Source organism: Planococcus sp. CAU13 (assembly GCF_000775575.1).
Classification (GTDB): Bacteria; Bacillota; Bacilli; order Bacillales_A; family Planococcaceae; genus Planococcus.
In genome coordinates, this window is the sequence record NZ_JRGN01000349.1 from 1 (window position 1) to 15,909 (window position 15,909).

The following is a 15,909-nucleotide window of genomic DNA, read 5'->3' on the forward strand; positions in this document are numbered from 1 at the left end:
ATTTAGTTGCGGTTGCTGAAAAGTGACGAAAAAAAACGCGGAGCAAATCGCTCTCCGCGCCTTTCAAACCTATTTCGATTCAACAATCATCGTCACCGGTCCGTCGTTCACCAATTTGACGTCCATCATGGCGCCGAATACGCCTTCTTCAACACGCAGCCCTTCATTTCGAAGCGCCTCGTTGAAATAATTCCATAACGGTTCAGCGTGCTCAGGACGCGCGGCTTCGATAAAGCTCGGACGCCGCCCTTTGCGGATATCGCCATAAAGTGTGAATTGGGAAATGGACAGGACCGCGCCGCCTCTGCCAAAAATCGAGCGGTTCATCTTGCCTTCTTCGTCTTCGAACAGCCGCATCTGCGCAATTTTCCGCGCGCAGTAATCGGCGTCTTTTTCAGTATCTTCATGCGTGATCCCGACGAGCAGCACATAGCCGGAGTCGATTGCTCCGGTGACGCTGCCGCCGACGGTCACGGATGCTTTTTTGCTTCGTTGCAGAATGACTCGCATGGCTCCTCCTCAGTTCGTGACACGGTGTACCGAATAAACATCCGGCAATTGTTTGATCCGCTCCACCACCCGGTTGAGATGAGAAATGTGCGGAATCATGATCGACAGATTGATGGTCGCCATTTTATCCGTATCGACACGGCCGTTGACAGCGACAATCGTCGTTTTCGTTTCGCTGACCATGTGCATGACTTCATTGATGAGGCCGACGCGGTCGAACGCTTCCACTTCGATATCGATCTGATACGATTTGTTTTCCGGCGTTTCTGCGTTTTCCCATTCAACCGGAATGAGGCGGTCGGTTTCATTCGCCTGGACGTTCGGACAGTCGGCGCGGTGGACCGAGACGCCCCGCCCTTTTGTGATAAAGCCGATGATGGAATCGCCCGGCACCGGGTTGCAGCATTTCGACAGACGGATCATCATGTTGTCGATGCCTCGGACAATGACACCCGATTCGGTCTGTCTGCGCGGCTGGTTCGTTTTCATCTCAACCGTTATTTTTTCAAGAGCTTCTTCCTGCTCGCGTTTTTTGCGCTCTTTTTCGGCAAGGCGGTTGACGACCTGCTGCGCAGTGATACCGGTAAATCCGACAGCCGCATACATATCATCTTCGCCGGCGAAATTGAATTTTTCGCAGACGCGTTTAATGTTTTCATTGGTGAGAATTTCTTTCGGCACGAAATCCTGCGCTTTGATTTCACGCTCAACCATTTCCTTGCCTTTTTGAACATTGTCTTCACGCAATTGCTTTTTGAAATACTGCTTGATTTTATTTTTTGCCTGCGTTGACTTGGCGATCTTCAGCCAGTCGCGGCTTGGGCCGAACGATTGCTTGGACGTGAGGATTTCGACGATGTCCCCGGTGTTCAGCTGGGTATCAAGCGGCACCATCTTGCCGTTCACTTTGGCGCCGATGGTCCGGTTGCCGATTTCGGAATGCACGCGGTAGGCAAAATCGATCGGGCAGGAGCCGGCAGGCATTTCAATGACGTCGCCTTTTGGCGAGAACACATAGACCATATCGGAAAACAAATCGAATTTCAGTGATTCCATAAACTCTTCGGCATTGTCGGATTCGTTCTGGAAATCAAGGATCTCACGGAACCATGACAACCGTGAATCCACGGAGCTCAAAGGTTTATCGGAAGTTTTCCCTTCCTTATAAGCCCAGTGTGCCGCCACCCCGTATTCGGCGATGCGGTGCATTTCTTCGGTGCGGATCTGCACTTCCAGCGGATCACCCTGTGGTCCGATGACGGTCGTATGCAGCGACTGGTACAGATTCTGCTTCGGCATGGCGATATAATCCTTGAAGCGGCCCGGCATCGGCTTCCATGTCGAATGGATGATCCCCAGAACGGCGTAGCAGTCCTTGATGCTTTCAACCGTGATGCGCACTGCCAATAAATCATAGATTTCATTGAATTGCTTGTTCTGCACAGCCATTTTTTTATAGATGCTGTAGATGTGCTTCGGACGGCCAAAAAGATCCGCTTTGATATCCACTTCATCCAGCTGTACGCGGATCTGGTCCATCACATTGTTCAGGTACTCTTCCCGCTCGGTGCGCTTTTTCTTCATAAGATTGACGATGCGGTAATATTGCTGCGGGTTCAGATACCGGAGAGCCGTATCTTCAAGCTCCCATTTGATGGTATTGATACCGAGGCGATGCGCAATCGGTGCGAAAATCTCCAGTGTTTCATTCGCTTTGATGCGCTGCTTTTCAATCGACTGGTATTTCAGCGTCCGGAGATTGTGCAGGCGGTCGGCCAGTTTGATCAGGATGACGCGGATATCCTGCGCCATCGCGACAAACATTTTGCGGTGATTTTCCGCCTGCTGCTCTTCTTTCGACATGTATTTGATCTTGCTGAGCTTCGTTACGCCATCGACGAGCAAAGCGACTTCTTCATCAAATTCACGGACGATGTCTTCCCGGCTGACTGTCGTATCTTCCACGACATCGTGCAAAAAACCAGCTGCCACTGTAGCGGGATCCATTTCCAGTTCTGCGAGAATCCCGGCAACCTGTACCGGATGAACGATATATGGCTCACCGGATTTGCGGAATTGTCCCATATGGGCATCATATGCTACATGATATGCTCTTCGGATCATTTCAACATTTTCTTTGTTCATATACGAAGCGACAATATCAAATACAACTTCAGCTGTCTTAACTTGGTCTTTCGCCATAATTGCCCACCTTGCTCCTCTTTTTTCGAAAAGTATATCTGTATATTATAGAAAACATTAGGGCAACTTGTAAAGCCGGTTCACCTGTACTGAAGCAATAAAACGGAAACTTCTAACAGGAACTGGCAAATATGGAGAATCACAACGAAACTGGGCATAATCTATGCTCTTTCCGCTTTCACCATCTGTTCGAGCTTTATGGTTGAGTCATCTGCACCCAACCGAATGAGCTCAGTTGCGGAATTATAGGAGTAAACATTTCTCACCAGCACATTGCGCACATTTTTCTCGCCCGATGAGACTGAAATGTCCGTTGCCGCATTTTTGAATCCCTGTATCCGGCCGTTTGCCAGCGCGACATTTCCGGCGCGAAACTGAATCGACGCCGCTGTCTGCCCCCGGTAATCATAATTCGGATCCCCTGCGAATAAAAACTGGTTTATCGCCACATTGCGGTAGCCGGAGACAACCAATGCGCGAGGAGAAGATTCCTGGTATAGCTCTGTCCTTATCGGATGAATCGCTACCAGCCTTTGCGCAGTTATATTATACGCCGACAGCGATTCCGCATCGCCCGGCTGATGGTGGCCGATATGGCGGAAATTGAATGCGCGGTTATCGTTCACCGACAGATGACCGGAAATATGGACGCCCGCAGCTGCAGAAGATGTGGCATGCGCTTTGATCTCCACTCCGCCGAAACAGCGGCTGCTCGAGTTGTTGGCGAGCCATACATGCCGCGAACCGTCATCAATTTCAAAGCCGTTCGAGTTCGAGAAGCCCCTTTTATGGGATCGCCCGCCCGGATCGCAGAAATGGCTGTTCGATATGAAGATATGGTCGCTGTGATGCGTTGTCACCCCATCGTCGCCAAAACCGGATCCCGTGACCCGGTCGAGCCAGACATAGCTGCTGCCGCCTTTTGCCTTTGTGCCGTCTCCTGCATAGCTGTAGAATGTGGAGGAAATATCAAAGCAGTGAAGCCCGGGATTGAGCGCTTCGACATCTTTCACCCAGCCGTACATCACTTTCATAAATGTCAGACAGCTCGACAGATTATTGCCGCTCGCCGATTTTTTATTGGCGTCCAGCCGCTCCATATTCCAGTCGAGCGTCAGACTTTCCACCGAAATATTGCGGTTGCCGGTGAGCGGATTATTATTGGTGAGCAGCGTTCTGCGCCTCGGCGCGCCGTCGTGCAGCCGGATGATCGTTTTGCCTTTTCCCGCTCCGACGAGTCGCGTCCACGACGGAAGCTTCAGACCCCTCACTATGTAGACGCCTTCCGGTACATAAATCCGCCGGCCGCCCGTGCCGAACGCTTTTTGAAACGCTTCGGTCGAATCGGTCTTGCCGTCGCCGCGCGCGCCGAAATTCGTCACCGGGACGAATCGCGGGGCCACTTCCTGCAGCCGGTCGTACTGGCGGTCGAGTTCATCTTTCCAGGCGGGGTAAATGTTGTGGCCGTCTGCTTGAAATCCGATTTCGGTTACATCTTCAGCAACAAACTCTTCGGAAATCGGTGCCCATAAACGCTCCAGTAATGTCCTGCTTCGGCTGCCGCTTTTTGGGCGCACGGGCTGCCGGATTTCTGCGAATAAATTCTGTGTCTCTTTTATAATCGTTTCGAGCGTCTCATTCGATTCCAGCAGCCCTTCGATCAGCCGGCCATTATTAATCGGATAATGATTGTCGTCCCACTTCAGCATGTCAGCACCTCTTCATATTCGCTTTTTCATTCCATACCCGCTCAGGAATAAAACATTCTTTTTTAGATGTGCAGAGATGAAATTAATCCTCAAGGAAATATTTTACATAAATAAATTCTTTATGTTTATTCCGTTTCGGCCGTGTGTTAAAACATCAAATAATTACCTTCTTGCGCACAACGGGTCGCTTTCCGCGCATAAATCATCGTTTCCCGCGCACAAACTTTCCTCTCCCGCGCATAAATCTCTGCTTGATTGAAATAAAAATATTAATCAAAACTTTGAAGAAAATATTTCCAGCCGCAGTGTTCCCTTACTTCCTCACCACAAACAAAAAAACGGTCCAAAACGCAATCTGCGCTCCGGGCCGTCTTTACTCCATCAATATTTCAATAATGTACAAACATCATAGCCGTTCAATTTTTCACGGCCGTCCAAATACGTCAACTCAATCAGGAATGCGCAGCCGGCAACGATTCCGCCAAGCTGTTCCACAAGATTGATTGTTGCTTCGATTGTTCCGCCGGTAGCAAGCAAATCATCGGTGATCAATACGCGCTGCCCCGGTTTGATGGCATCCTTGTGCATCGTCAGCACGTCCTTGCCGTATTCCAGGCCGTATTCCGCACGGATCACTTCACGCGGCAATTTACCTTCTTTGCGGACCGGTGCAAAACCGAGACCGAGTGCATAGGCGACCGGGCAGCCGATGATGAATCCGCGTGCTTCCGGTCCGACGATGATGTCTGCGTCCACTTGTTTCGCATATTCGACAATCTGGTCGGTCGCATATTTATAGGCTTCGCCGTTATCCATCAGAGACGTGATGTCCTTGAAACGGATTCCCGGTTTTGGCCAGTCTTCAACTATCGTAATATACTCTTTTAAATCCATACCTGTTCCTCCTTGGCAGACACTTTCGCGTCAAACCACTCTTTTAAGTCCCGATAAGATGCATACAGAAGTTTCTGTTCCAGGGCAATCTGGTGCTCACGCTTCTTGTAGCTCGGCGCTTCCGCCAGATCGCGTTTGCCCGGAGATTCCGCAATCTCTGTAAGTCCATTGTTAAGTGTAACAAAACCGAGTTCAAAAAACACCTGCAACATGAAAAATAATGAATCCCGTGTCCAGCCTTTATGTTTCGCAAGTTCGTCGCAATGTTTCTTGAAATCGAATGAGCCTCTTTTTTTAATGAAAGAAAAGAGCCATGCAAATTGATCGCGCGTCGGAATCTGCTCGAAATACTGCGATTCCTTGGCATAGAAATGCGCGTAGATGCGTTTCGGATTCAGTTCTTTCAAAACGCTCTCCAGTTGCTCTTCGGATTCCGGCAGGTCGAGCAGCACAAGGTGGTGTTTGCATCCCGCTGTTTCTTTGAGAGTTTCAATCGTATGGATCGGATGCTGGATCAGCGTCCTGAAGACAGCCAAGGTTTCTGGATTGAACGCCAGATATACCTGATCCCTTTCCGGTATCAGTTTTGACCAGCGCGAAACCTGGCGGATGCCGCGGATATCAAACAGCTGCCACTGGTCGGTGCGGATATCTTCAATGAGCATCTGTGCTTTTTTGCGGCCATTCCATTCATTGATCTGCAAATCACCGATGACATCAATCAATACATCCGGCGTCAATTGATCACCGATTTCGCCGATTCCGAAACCGACGGCGTCAAGAGATGCCCCGGCCGACGCCAATTCCACTTTCAGGTGATTCTGTGCCGCTCCGATTTTGCGGATGGAGGCCACTTTGACACCCTGGATATAGAATTTCGGCTTGGCAAAGCCCATGCCGAACGGTGCGAGAAAGCGCATCGATTCTATGGTTTCGGTATTGATTTCCTCAAGTTCCACCGGTATGTCGATATCGACGACCGGCACGAGGTCTTCCGCCGTCAGACAAGTTTCAGCCTGGCGGTTCAGCCGCTCACGAAGCTCCGCTACATCGGCGGCTTCAAGTGTCATGCCGGCAGCCATCGGGTGTCCGCCGAATGCCGGCAGGATGTCGCGGTTTTCAGCCAGTTCGTTATATAAATGGAAGCCTTCGATGCTGCGCGCCGATCCTTTTGCCTTGCCCGTTTTCGGGTCCAGCGCCAGGACGATGGCCGGACGGTAGTATTTCTCGACCAGTTTCGATGCCACGATTCCGACGACACCCGGATTCCAGCCTTGCTGTGCAACGATGATGACATGCGGCGGCCCATCCGGATACTGCGACTCCACCTGGGCTGTCGCTTCGTCAGCGATCTGTTTGACGATTGACTGGCGTTCTTTATTGAGCACATCCAGACCGTCCGCCAGAGAACGCGCCTGGGCAGCGTCTTCCGTCAGCAGCATGTCCACTGCCGGGTCGGCGTCCTGCAGGCGTCCGATGGCGTTGATGCGCGGCCCGAACATGAAGCCGATTGTTTCTTCATTGATTTCCTGCTGTTTGACGCCGGCCACTTCCGCCAGAGCGCCGATTGCGGGACGCGGCGTATCGCGCAGCGCCTGCAGCCCCTCTTTCACCAGAACCCGGTTTTCGCCGTGCATCGGCACAAGATCCGCGATGGTACCGATGGCAACAAGCTCCAGCAGATGATCCGGCATTTCTTCATATAGCGCGTGCGCCATTTTGAACGCAACACCGACGCCCGCCAGTTCCCCGAACGGATAATTTCCTTCCGGGTGGCGCGGATGGATGATTGCCAGTGCATTCGGCAATTCATCGCCGATATCATGGTGATCGCTGATGATGACGTCCATGCCAAGGCCGACCGCAAAATCGACGGGTTCAATGCCCGAAATGCCGTTATCGACCGTTACGATCAGTTTCGCACCTTTATCGTGCGCCTGCTGGAATAATTCTTTATTCGGCCCGTAACCATGTTTAAAACGATTTGGGATCATGAATGAAACATCGGCTCCCAAATCCTGCAAAACGGTCATCATGACGGCGGTGCTCGTCACACCGTCCGCATCATAGTCACCATATACGATTATTTTTTCCTGATTTTCCACTGCGCTGCGGATGCGTGCCACAGCTTTATCCATGTCTTTCATCAAATAAGGGTTATGTATGGCAGAAACATCCGTCGCCATAAATGCTCGGGCTTCTTCGGCAGTGCGGACGCCTCGGGTTACAAGGATTTTCGCCAGCACGGAAGAAAGGGATAATTGCTGCTGAATTTCCCGTACAGCTTCTTCATCGGGCTCTGTCAGCCGCCATCTTTTTTTGGATTCTATCATATCATTCACTTCCTCACAGCCCATTATACAAGAAATGATGGCAGACAAAAACCTTTCGGCGCAAATGCCGAAAGGTTTCTTTTACAATTGGTCTTTTTGATTGTCGCGATATTCATCCGTCCGCGTGGACACAGGCTTTTCTTCACTTGTGACGATTTGCGCTTCCGGTATGACGCCCGCCTGCTGATACTCGGCAATTTCATTTTGCTGTGTGGCAATCAGCGATTCCTTGACCGCCATCTCCTTTTGGAGCGCTTTGACTTTGCGCTGAAGCGAATAGGTTCGCGCAATCGCCACTACTCCGCTCAGCAGGAATCCAAGCAGGGCCGAAGCAAGAATGACCAGAATCAGCGGGAATTCCGCCTGGCCGAAAATATAATCGACCGGCACAGCGTCCACGTTGACGACAGCGAAAACTGCGATGATGACTGCAAAAATGAGTGCAAGCAATATGAGCCATTGCATTTTCAATTTGGCCAACTCCTTTCAGTAAATAAAAAAATGGAACAGGGTCGTTTTTACTATACCCTGTTCCATTTCCTTTATAAACTTAGACTACAGGCTCATCAGAACCCCATTTGTTTTTCTGTTCCTGTGCTTCGATATCGATTGGCCCTTTTTTAAGCAATTCCTTCTTCTTCAGCACCAGCCATAACTGGGCGGCGATGAAGATGGATGAATAGGTACCGGCAATCAAACCGATCAGAAGTGCAATCGAGAAGTTCGTGATCGACGGTGCACCGAAGATCAACAGCGCAACGACGACCAGCAATACGGTCATGACAGTGTTGATTGAACGGACGAGCGTCTGGCGAAGTGAGACGTTGACCACATTTTCCAATTGCTCGACGGTCTCGACTTTCTTCATGTTTTTTAAATTTTCACGTATGCGGTCAAATGTGACAATCGTATCGTTAATCGAATAACCGACGATCGTCAATACTGCGGCGATGAAGGTGATGTCCACTTCAAGGCGCAGCAGGCTGAACACTGCGATTATGAAGAACGCGTCATGCAGCAAAGCGACAACGGAAGCTACACCCATGCGCCATTCGAAACGGAACGCCACATAGATGATGATGCCGACTGCAGCGATGGCAAGGGCATACAATGCGTTTTGCGCAAGTTCAATGGAAACCTGGTTCGATACCGTGGAAACGTTCGGCACCTGGCCAAACTCTTCTGACGCCGCCTGTGTTAATTCGTCGATTTGTTCCTGTGAGAAATCATCCGTGTAACGGGCTACACCGATATTGGATGCATCTCCTGAAATAACTACGTTTTCAGAAGGGAATCCTGCCTCTTCCAGAAACTCTTCCACTTCCTGCTGCGTGAGAGGTGATTCGGAAGTTACTTCAACCCGGGTGCCCCCTGCAAAATCAATGCCAAGGTTTAACTGGAATATCCCGATGATGATGCCGCCGGCTGCTATCAATGCCAATGACGCGGCAAAGAATTTATTGCGGTTGCCCGCAAAATCAAAGCGGTCGAACGGCGTCGTCAAATCGGTGATTTTTTTCTCTTCAGCAGGTGAATGGATTTTATCCGGTTTTAAGCCGAACCATCCGGGTTTATTGTCCAGCACACCGCTGTTGACCCAAAGGCCGAGCAGCAGGCGTGATCCCCATACAGCTGTCAGGAAACTGGAAAGAATCGAGATGATCAATAAAGTCGCAAATCCTTTTACGGAACTTGTTCCGAAATAGAACAATACGCCTGCCGCAAGGAGCGTCGTCACGTTGGCATCCAGAATCGCCGAGAACGCGGAACGGGCTCCGATCTGGAAGGATTCTTTGACGGATTTCCCTGTACGCAGCTCCTCACGGATGCGTTCGTACGTGATGATATTGGCATCAACCGCCATCCCGACACCCAGCATGATTGCTGCAATACCCGGCAATGTCAGCACGCCGCCGATCCAATTGAAAATCAGCAGGATCAGGTAGACATATGCAGATAACGTGACAACTGCAATAGCTCCAGGGAAGCGGTAGAAAATGAGCATGAACAAGAGCACAAGCCCAATTCCGACAGCTGCCGCAAAAGTAGTTTTATCAAGCGCTTCTTCACCGAACTGGGCTCCGACGGAAGTGGAGTAGATCTCTTCCAATTGAACCGGCAGCGCCCCTGCATTCAGGATTCCTGCAAAGTTCTGGGTTTCCTCTACAGTGAATGAGCCGGTGATCTGGACGCTTGGTGAATTGATGCGCTGTGTAACACTTGGAGCCGAAACGAATTTCGGATCCGCTTTCAGGGCTTCTTCCCGATAGGAATCAACACCTTCTTCAAAGTCCATCCAGATGACGAGAACGTTTTCACCCGGTGGACGCTGCATGATTTCACCCGTTAAGTCAGCGAACTGGCCGGGATCCTTCAATTCAAGCGACACGATTGGACGGCCATTTTCATCAAAAGTACCGGTGGCTCCGCCTTCCACAAGGTCAGAACCATCCATCAGCAGATTATCGTCAGCATCCCGGAAAGTCAGGTTCGCCTCCGTCGACAGGAGCTCCCGTGCTTCAGTCTGGTCTTCGATGCCGGCCAGCTGCACGCGTATGCGGTCATCTCCTTCGATCTGGATGACCGGCTCGCTGACACCGAGGACGTTGATGCGGTTCGTCAGCGCATCGGTGGTGTCGGACAGGATCGCGTTCGTTATTTCCGGACCGCCGTCGAGCGGCTGCACTTCATAGAGCACTTCAAAGCCGCCCTGCAGATCCAATCCCAATTTGATGTCTTTCGCGATCGGTAAACTTGTGGTGCCAATCATTCCTATCAGTACAATGACCAGTAAGAAAAAGGCTATTATACGACCTCTTGCTTTCATATGTATAGTTCCTCCTCAATATCCAAAACACAGCAACTTCATTATGAAACACGCGCCTTTGCGTGTCAAATTCATTTTGTCTTTTTCTGGGTGGGCCGAAGCAGCTGTTCGAGATCATCGGAGTTCCCGCCGGAAAACCAATTGTCTCCTTTAAAGCCTTCTATCTGGTGAAAGGCGACAAATTCGGAAGCCCGCATTTCCATGATTTCGTTGACCATTTCATGGAGCGACATGTCCCCGATGTCTTTTTTTCGCCACTTCTTTTTGATCAGGTATTGCCAAATATCTTCAGGAGTAAATGTGTCGTAATCAGAAAACTGGAATTCCTCACATTTACTTTGCAGGAACGGCAATACGACGTCATATTGCTCTGTATATTTCGGCATATGTTTTCCCTCTTTGGTTTGGTTGATTTGTTTGAACACTCCGTGAATTATCTCTAAAAAAAATCGCCTTCAGTTCGAAGGCGAAGATTTGTTAGATTGTTGTTTTCGCTTGGTCCACAACGCGGGCGATTGCCTGGCGTTCGAACTGCAAACGAGTGCCGTCTGCCACTGTGATGTAGATTGTCGTATCATCAACAGCGTCAACCTGGCCATGAAGTCCTCCGATCGTAACAACACGATCGCCGCGTCTTAGCTCAGACTGCATATTGGCCGTAGCCTTCTGGCGTTTCTGTGCTGGGCGGATAATAAAGAACCACATCAAAACGAACATTAGAAGTAAAGGTGATAAAGCAACTAAAGTTTCCATTTTACATATTCCCCCTTTCACTCTCTATCTGTGTCATCAGAAATTCTTTGCGTTCGGTTTATTAAAGCCGTATGCCTCAAAAAACTCTTCGCGGAAATCTCCCAGGCGGTCCTCACGAATCGCTTGGCGCACCTGTTCCATTAAGTTTAACAGAAATTGCAGGTTATGATAACTGGTAAGTCGCAATCCGAACGTTTCATCTGCGCGAATTAAATGATTCACATAGGCGCGACTGTAATTTTTGCATGTATAGCAATCGCATTTCTCATCAATCGGACGGAAATCGCGTTTGAAAACAGCGTTTTTAATATTCATGCGGCCTGTGCTCGTCATCAAAGTACCATTCCGCGCAATGCGGGTCGGCAATACGCAGTCGAACATATCGACGCCGCGTATTGCTCCGTCAATCAGTGAATCCGGTGAACCGACGCCCATCAGGTAACGGGGTTTATCCGCCGGCATCAGGGGAGTCGTAAATTCAAGTGCGCGGTTCATGACATCTTTCGGTTCACCGACAGAAAGTCCGCCGATTGCATAGCCCGGGAAACCGAGTGACACAAGATCCCGCGCACTTTGTTTGCGCAGGTCTTCAAACTCGCCGCCCTGAATGATGCCGAACAATCCCTGGTCCTGCGGGCGCGCATGCGCTTCGAGGCAGCGTTCCGCCCAGCGCGATGTGCGCTCGACGCTTGATTTCATGTATTCGTGCGTTGCCGGGTACGGCGGGCATTCGTCAAACGCCATCATAATGTCAGAGCCGAGGTCGTTCTGGATTTCCATTGCTTTTTCCGGGCTCAGGAACAGTTTGTCGCCGTTCATATGATTGCGGAAATGGACGCCTTCTTCTTTGATGTTACGGAATTCGCTCAGCGAGAACACCTGGAAACCGCCGGAATCCGTCAGAATCGGACGGTCCCAGTTCATGAATTTGTGTAGGCCGCCCGCTTCCTTGATGACGTCATTGCCGGGGCGCAGCCATAAATGGTACGTATTGCTGAGGATAATGCCGGCATTCATCGCTTTCAATTCTTCCGGGGACATCGTTTTGACGGTCGCCTGTGTGCCCACCGGCATAAACGCCGGTGTTTCAAATGAGCCGTGCGGCGTGTGGACAATTCCAAGGCGCGCGCCGGTCTGTCTGCATGTTTTTATGTGTTCATAACGGATTGCTTCAGTCATGATGAGTCTCCTTTTTCGGTGGTTCAATGAACATGGCGTCTCCAAAACTGAAGAACCGGTAGCGTTCATTAACTGCTTCGTTGTATGTTTTCAAAATTTGGTCACGGTTCGACAAGGCACTCACGAGCATCACCAGTGTCGATTTCGGCAAGTGGAAATTCGTGATGAGACCGTCAATCGCCTTGAATTTGTAACCCGGAAAGATGAAAATATCCGTCCAGCCGCTGTCTTCCTGCAGCTCGCCGCCGAATTTATTCGCGACGGATTCAAGCGTACGGGTCGACGTGGTGCCGACTGAAATGACGCGGCCGCCACTCGCTTTCGTCCGGTTGATGAGTTCTGCCGTTTCTTTCGTGATGCGGTAAAATTCGGCGTGCATTTCGTGGTCTTTGATCGACTCGACCGATACCGGGCGGAATGTTCCAAGGCCGACATGTAATGTAATAAAGGCGATATTGACGCCTTTAGCTTTAATCTTTTCAAGCAGCTCATCCGTGAAATGAAGGCCCGCCGTCGGTGCCGCCGCGCTGCCGCGTTCTTTCGCGAACACGGTTTGGTAGCGGTCCTGATCATCCAGCTTTTCGCGGATATAAGGCGGCAGCGGCATTTCACCAAGCCCTTCGAGGATTTCATAGAAAATCCCGTCATAGATCATCTTGAAATGGCGCCCGCCGTGGTCCAGGATGCCGGTGCATTCAGCACGCAGCAGCCCTTCACCGAAACTTACGACTGTGCCGACTTTCACTTTTTTCGCCGGTTTGACGAGCGTTTCCCACACGTCATCTTCGATTTGTTTCAATAGAAGCACTTCGATATTGGCACCGGTTTCTTCCTTGACGCCCATGAGGCGCGCCGGCAGAACGCGTGTATCGTTCAAAACAAGCGTGTCGCCTTCGTGCAGGTAATCGAGGATGTCGCGGAAATGTTTGTGCTCGGTGTCGCCCGTTTCTTTATTCATGACCAAAAGCCGGCTTGAGGTGCGGTCAAGCAAAGGTGTCTGCGCAATCAATTCTTCCGGCAGGTCAAAATCAAAATCATTAACGTTAAGCGTATTGGGTTGTTGAGTAGTTTTTGTCATTCAGGCATCTCCATTTTAAAGTGTTCATAGGCTGTGGCAGTTACGGTGCGCCCTCTTGGGGTGCGCTGGATAAAACCGATCTGCAGCAGATACGGCTCGTAGACGTCTTCGATCGTCGTCGATTCCTCGCCGATGCTTGCCGCAATCGTATCGAGTCCGACGGGACCTCCGCGGAACCGCGAAATCATGCCGGTGATCAATTTATGGTCGATGTGGTCGAGGCCAAGTGGATCGACCTGCAGCATTTCAAGCGCCTGATTCGCCATTTCCATCGTGATCGAGCCCGTTCCGCGCACCATCGCGTAATCGCGCACCCGCTTCAGCAGGCGGTTCGCGATACGCGGTGTGCCGCGCGAACGGCGCGCAATTTCAACAGCGGCGTTCGGATCAATGTCCGCTTCGAACAGTTTCGAGCTGCGGATGACGATTTGTGTCAACGCGTCGGTGTCGTAATAATCGAGCCTTGCGAGCACACCGAACCGGTCTCGCAGCGGAGCAGACAGTGCGCCTGCGCGCGTAGTGGCGCCGATCAGTGTAAACGGCGGCAAATCAAGGCGCACAGAACGCGCCGTCGGTCCTTTGCCGACGACGATGTCAAGGCAGAAATCTTCCATCGCTGGATACAGCACTTCTTCGATCGACCGGTTGAGGCGATGAATTTCATCGATGAACAGCACATCGCCCGGTTCCAGCGAAGACACGATTGCCGCGAGGTCTCCCGGCCGTTCAATCGCCGGACCGCTCGTCATCTTGACGCCGACTGCCATTTCGTTGGCGATGACGGCGGCAAGCGTCGTCTTGCCGAGTCCCGGAGGCCCGTAGAGCAGCACATGGTCCAGGCTTTCCTCACGCATTTTCGCCGCTTCGATGAAAATTTCAAGATTATGCTTCACTTTCTGCTGCCCGATGTACTGGGCCAGGTATTGCGGGCGCAATGACTGCTCAAAACGCTCATCGAATTCCGAAATCTCGCTTCCAATCACCCGTTCTTCCATGGTCTGCACCTCCTTTTTTGTTTATATCGCATTTCTATTTATGTGTATCTGTTAATTAATTCTGCTTCAGCAATAATTGCAATGCCTTCTTCATATAACCCTCTGTGTTCAGATCCAGATCCTTGAGCATCGGTTTGACTTTATTGATTTCGCGTTCCGAATAACCCAGTGCGCCGAGAGCGAGCATCGCCTCTTCGAGTTCATTGTCTTCGGCTGTCAGGAGGCCGCCCAGTTCTTCATTGTCTTCAAACGGGTCGCCGAAGAATTCCGCCAGCTTGCCTTTCAGATCGAGGATCATCTGGCGCGCCGTCTTCTTGCCGACGCCCGGGAATTTGACGAGATACGACTCATCTTCCCGCTCGATCGCCTCAATGACGTGCTGCGGCTGGCCGCTAGCAAGAATCGCCAAAGCGCCTTTCGGACCGATGCCGGACACCGAAATCAGCTTGCGGAAAAGTTCGCGCTGCTCAAGCGTCGGAAATCCGAACAGCAGCTGAGCATCTTCACGCACGTGATGATGCAGGAAAACCTGCAGCTCATCTTCACCGAACGAATAAGGATTCGGCGCAAAAATCCGCCAGCCGATTCCCTGTTGCTCCACCACTAAATACTCAGGCGTCACTCGCGTAACCCGCCCTTTTATGTAATCGTACATATCAATTCGCTCCTTCAATTCAACTCTCTGATTATAGCATATCCAGGCCCTTTAGACGAAATAAACCCGCTGGCAATCGCCCCGTGGTAAAATGGATCCATGATGAAATGAAACGGGGGATTCTCGTGCAGAAAATTTTAGGAGAACAGCGCCGGCAGATGCTGCTGGACAAACTGAAAACGACTACGGAACCATTGAAAGGCGGAGAGCTGGCAGCGCTCACCGGCGTGTCACGCCAGGTCATCGTCGGAGATATGACGCTTTTGAAAGCGAAAGGCGAACCGATCCTCGCCACCAGCCAGGGCTATCTGTATTTGCGCGAAACCGGCGCAGACGACATCTACCGAGTGCTGGCCTGTCACCACAAACCGGAAGATACCGAAAATGAATTATACGTGCTTGTCGACGCCGGAGTCACCGTCAAAGATGTGACGATCGAGCATCCTGTTTACGGCGAACTGACAGCGGGCATCCACGTGTCATCCCGCAGCGATGTTGATGCGTTCATGCAGCGCATCCGCGAAACCGGCGCCAGCTACCTGCTGGAACTGACCGGCGGCCTGCACCTCCACACCATCACCGCTCCGAACGTCGCGATTCTGGAAGAGGCGATCCACAATATGCGTGCGGCCGGGTATTTATTGGAGGAAATCGAATAGATTTTAGCGTTTTACCCGTAGATTTATACGAAATCTGCGGGTTTTTCATTATTTTGATTGCTGACAGCTTCAGCCGGACAATGAAAAACAGCGATTTCGACGTTTATGATCGGCA

The 15,909-nt window shown here is 50.9% G+C and carries 14 protein-coding genes; 1 reads left to right on the plus strand and 13 read right to left on the minus strand.

Features of this window, described 5'->3' with window-relative positions; translation table 11 throughout:
• Positions 1-69: 69 nt before the first annotated feature.
• From dtd to ruvA, 13 genes are all read right to left on the minus strand, one after another.
• A complete protein-coding gene (gene dtd / locus KW93_RS16310) occupies positions 70-510 on the minus strand; it encodes a D-aminoacyl-tRNA deacylase (RefSeq protein WP_033544115.1) in 441 nt (146 codons plus the stop codon).
• Between the two features lie 9 nt (positions 511-519).
• Positions 520-2,712, minus strand: coding sequence for a RelA/SpoT family protein (locus tag KW93_RS16315; protein WP_033544116.1), 2,193 nt, complete (start codon positions 2,710-2,712; stop codon positions 520-522).
• A 161-nt stretch (positions 2,713-2,873) separates the two neighbouring features.
• Positions 2,874-4,421, minus strand: a complete 1,548-nt coding sequence (locus KW93_RS16320) for a glycosyl hydrolase family 28-related protein (RefSeq protein ID WP_033544117.1) — start codon at positions 4,419-4,421, stop codon at positions 2,874-2,876.
• Between the two features lie 381 nt (positions 4,422-4,802).
• Complete coding sequence (locus tag KW93_RS16325) at positions 4,803-5,315, minus strand: adenine phosphoribosyltransferase (RefSeq protein WP_033544118.1); 513 nt, start codon at positions 5,313-5,315, stop codon at positions 4,803-4,805.
• Positions 5,306-7,648 (minus strand): single-stranded-DNA-specific exonuclease RecJ, encoded by a 2,343-nt coding sequence (recJ, locus tag KW93_RS16330; protein ID WP_033544119.1) that lies wholly within the window; start codon positions 7,646-7,648, stop codon positions 5,306-5,308. The genes KW93_RS16325 and recJ overlap by 10 nt, the downstream gene beginning before the upstream one ends.
• Positions 7,649-7,729: 81 nt before the next feature.
• Positions 7,730-8,119: a LapA family protein gene (locus KW93_RS16335; RefSeq protein WP_033544120.1), complete on the minus strand. Its 390-nt coding sequence runs from the start codon at positions 8,117-8,119 to the stop codon at positions 7,730-7,732.
• Positions 8,120-8,198: 79 nt separating this feature from the next.
• Entirely contained in the window at positions 8,199-10,475 is a 2,277-nt protein-coding gene (gene secDF / locus KW93_RS16340) for a protein translocase subunit SecDF (protein WP_033544121.1), read from the minus strand.
• 71 nt (positions 10,476-10,546) lie between these two features.
• The gene (locus KW93_RS16345; protein WP_033544122.1) at positions 10,547-10,861 is read right to left on the minus strand and encodes a post-transcriptional regulator; all 315 of its coding nucleotides are present in this window, start codon (positions 10,859-10,861) and stop codon (positions 10,547-10,549) included.
• A gap of 91 nt (positions 10,862-10,952) precedes the next feature.
• Positions 10,953-11,228 (minus strand): preprotein translocase subunit YajC, encoded by a 276-nt coding sequence (gene yajC, locus KW93_RS16350; RefSeq protein ID WP_033544123.1) that lies wholly within the window; start codon positions 11,226-11,228, stop codon positions 10,953-10,955.
• A gap of 36 nt (positions 11,229-11,264) precedes the next feature.
• On the minus strand, positions 11,265-12,407 hold the full coding sequence (gene tgt, locus KW93_RS16355) for a tRNA guanosine(34) transglycosylase Tgt (protein WP_033544124.1): 1,143 nt from the start codon (positions 12,405-12,407) through the stop codon (positions 11,265-11,267).
• Entirely contained in the window at positions 12,400-13,485 is a 1,086-nt protein-coding gene (queA, locus tag KW93_RS16360) for a tRNA preQ1(34) S-adenosylmethionine ribosyltransferase-isomerase QueA (protein WP_033544125.1), read from the minus strand. Before queA ends, tgt begins: the two co-directional genes overlap by 8 nt.
• Entirely contained in the window at positions 13,482-14,480 is a 999-nt protein-coding gene (gene ruvB, locus KW93_RS16365) for a Holliday junction branch migration DNA helicase RuvB (protein ID WP_033544126.1), read from the minus strand. The genes queA and ruvB overlap by 4 nt, the downstream gene beginning before the upstream one ends.
• Before the next feature lie 55 nt (positions 14,481-14,535).
• The gene (ruvA, locus tag KW93_RS16370; RefSeq protein WP_033544127.1) at positions 14,536-15,135 is read right to left on the minus strand and encodes a Holliday junction branch migration protein RuvA; all 600 of its coding nucleotides are present in this window, start codon (positions 15,133-15,135) and stop codon (positions 14,536-14,538) included.
• 125 nt (positions 15,136-15,260) lie between these two features.
• Between ruvA and KW93_RS16375 the strand changes: the two genes are divergently transcribed.
• Positions 15,261-15,794 carry a transcription repressor NadR gene (locus tag KW93_RS16375; protein WP_152602473.1) on the plus strand — a complete coding sequence of 178 codons (534 nt, stop codon included), beginning with the start codon at positions 15,261-15,263 and terminating at the stop codon, positions 15,792-15,794.
• Positions 15,795-15,909: the final 115 nt, after the last annotated feature.

Bases quoted from the DNA above. Each gene is read 5' to 3' on its own strand.
- dtd (WP_033544115.1), bottom strand. From the start codon at position 510: ATGCGAGTCATTCTGCAACGAAGCAAAAAAGCATCCGTGACCGTCGGC.
- KW93_RS16315 (WP_033544116.1), bottom strand. From the start codon at position 2,712: ATGGCGAAAGACCAAGTTAAGACAGCTGAAGTTGTATTTGATATTGTC.
- KW93_RS16320 (WP_033544117.1), bottom strand. From the start codon at position 4,421: ATGCTGAAGTGGGACGACAATCATTATCCGATTAATAATGGCCGGCTG.
- KW93_RS16325 (WP_033544118.1), bottom strand. From the start codon at position 5,315: ATGGATTTAAAAGAGTATATTACGATAGTTGAAGACTGGCCAAAACCG.
- recJ (WP_033544119.1), bottom strand. From the start codon at position 7,648: ATGATAGAATCCAAAAAAAGATGGCGGCTGACAGAGCCCGATGAAGAA.
- secDF (WP_033544121.1), bottom strand. From the start codon at position 10,475: ATGAAAGCAAGAGGTCGTATAATAGCCTTTTTCTTACTGGTCATTGTA.
- KW93_RS16345 (WP_033544122.1), bottom strand. From the start codon at position 10,861: ATGCCGAAATATACAGAGCAATATGACGTCGTATTGCCGTTCCTGCAA.
- yajC (WP_033544123.1), bottom strand. From the start codon at position 11,228: ATGGAAACTTTAGTTGCTTTATCACCTTTACTTCTAATGTTCGTTTTG.
- tgt (WP_033544124.1), bottom strand. From the start codon at position 12,407: ATGACTGAAGCAATCCGTTATGAACACATAAAAACATGCAGACAGACC.
- queA (WP_033544125.1), bottom strand. From the start codon at position 13,485: ATGACAAAAACTACTCAACAACCCAATACGCTTAACGTTAATGATTTT.
- ruvB (WP_033544126.1), bottom strand. From the start codon at position 14,480: ATGGAAGAACGGGTGATTGGAAGCGAGATTTCGGAATTCGATGAGCGT.
- ruvA (WP_033544127.1), bottom strand. From the start codon at position 15,135: ATGTACGATTACATAAAAGGGCGGGTTACGCGAGTGACGCCTGAGTAT.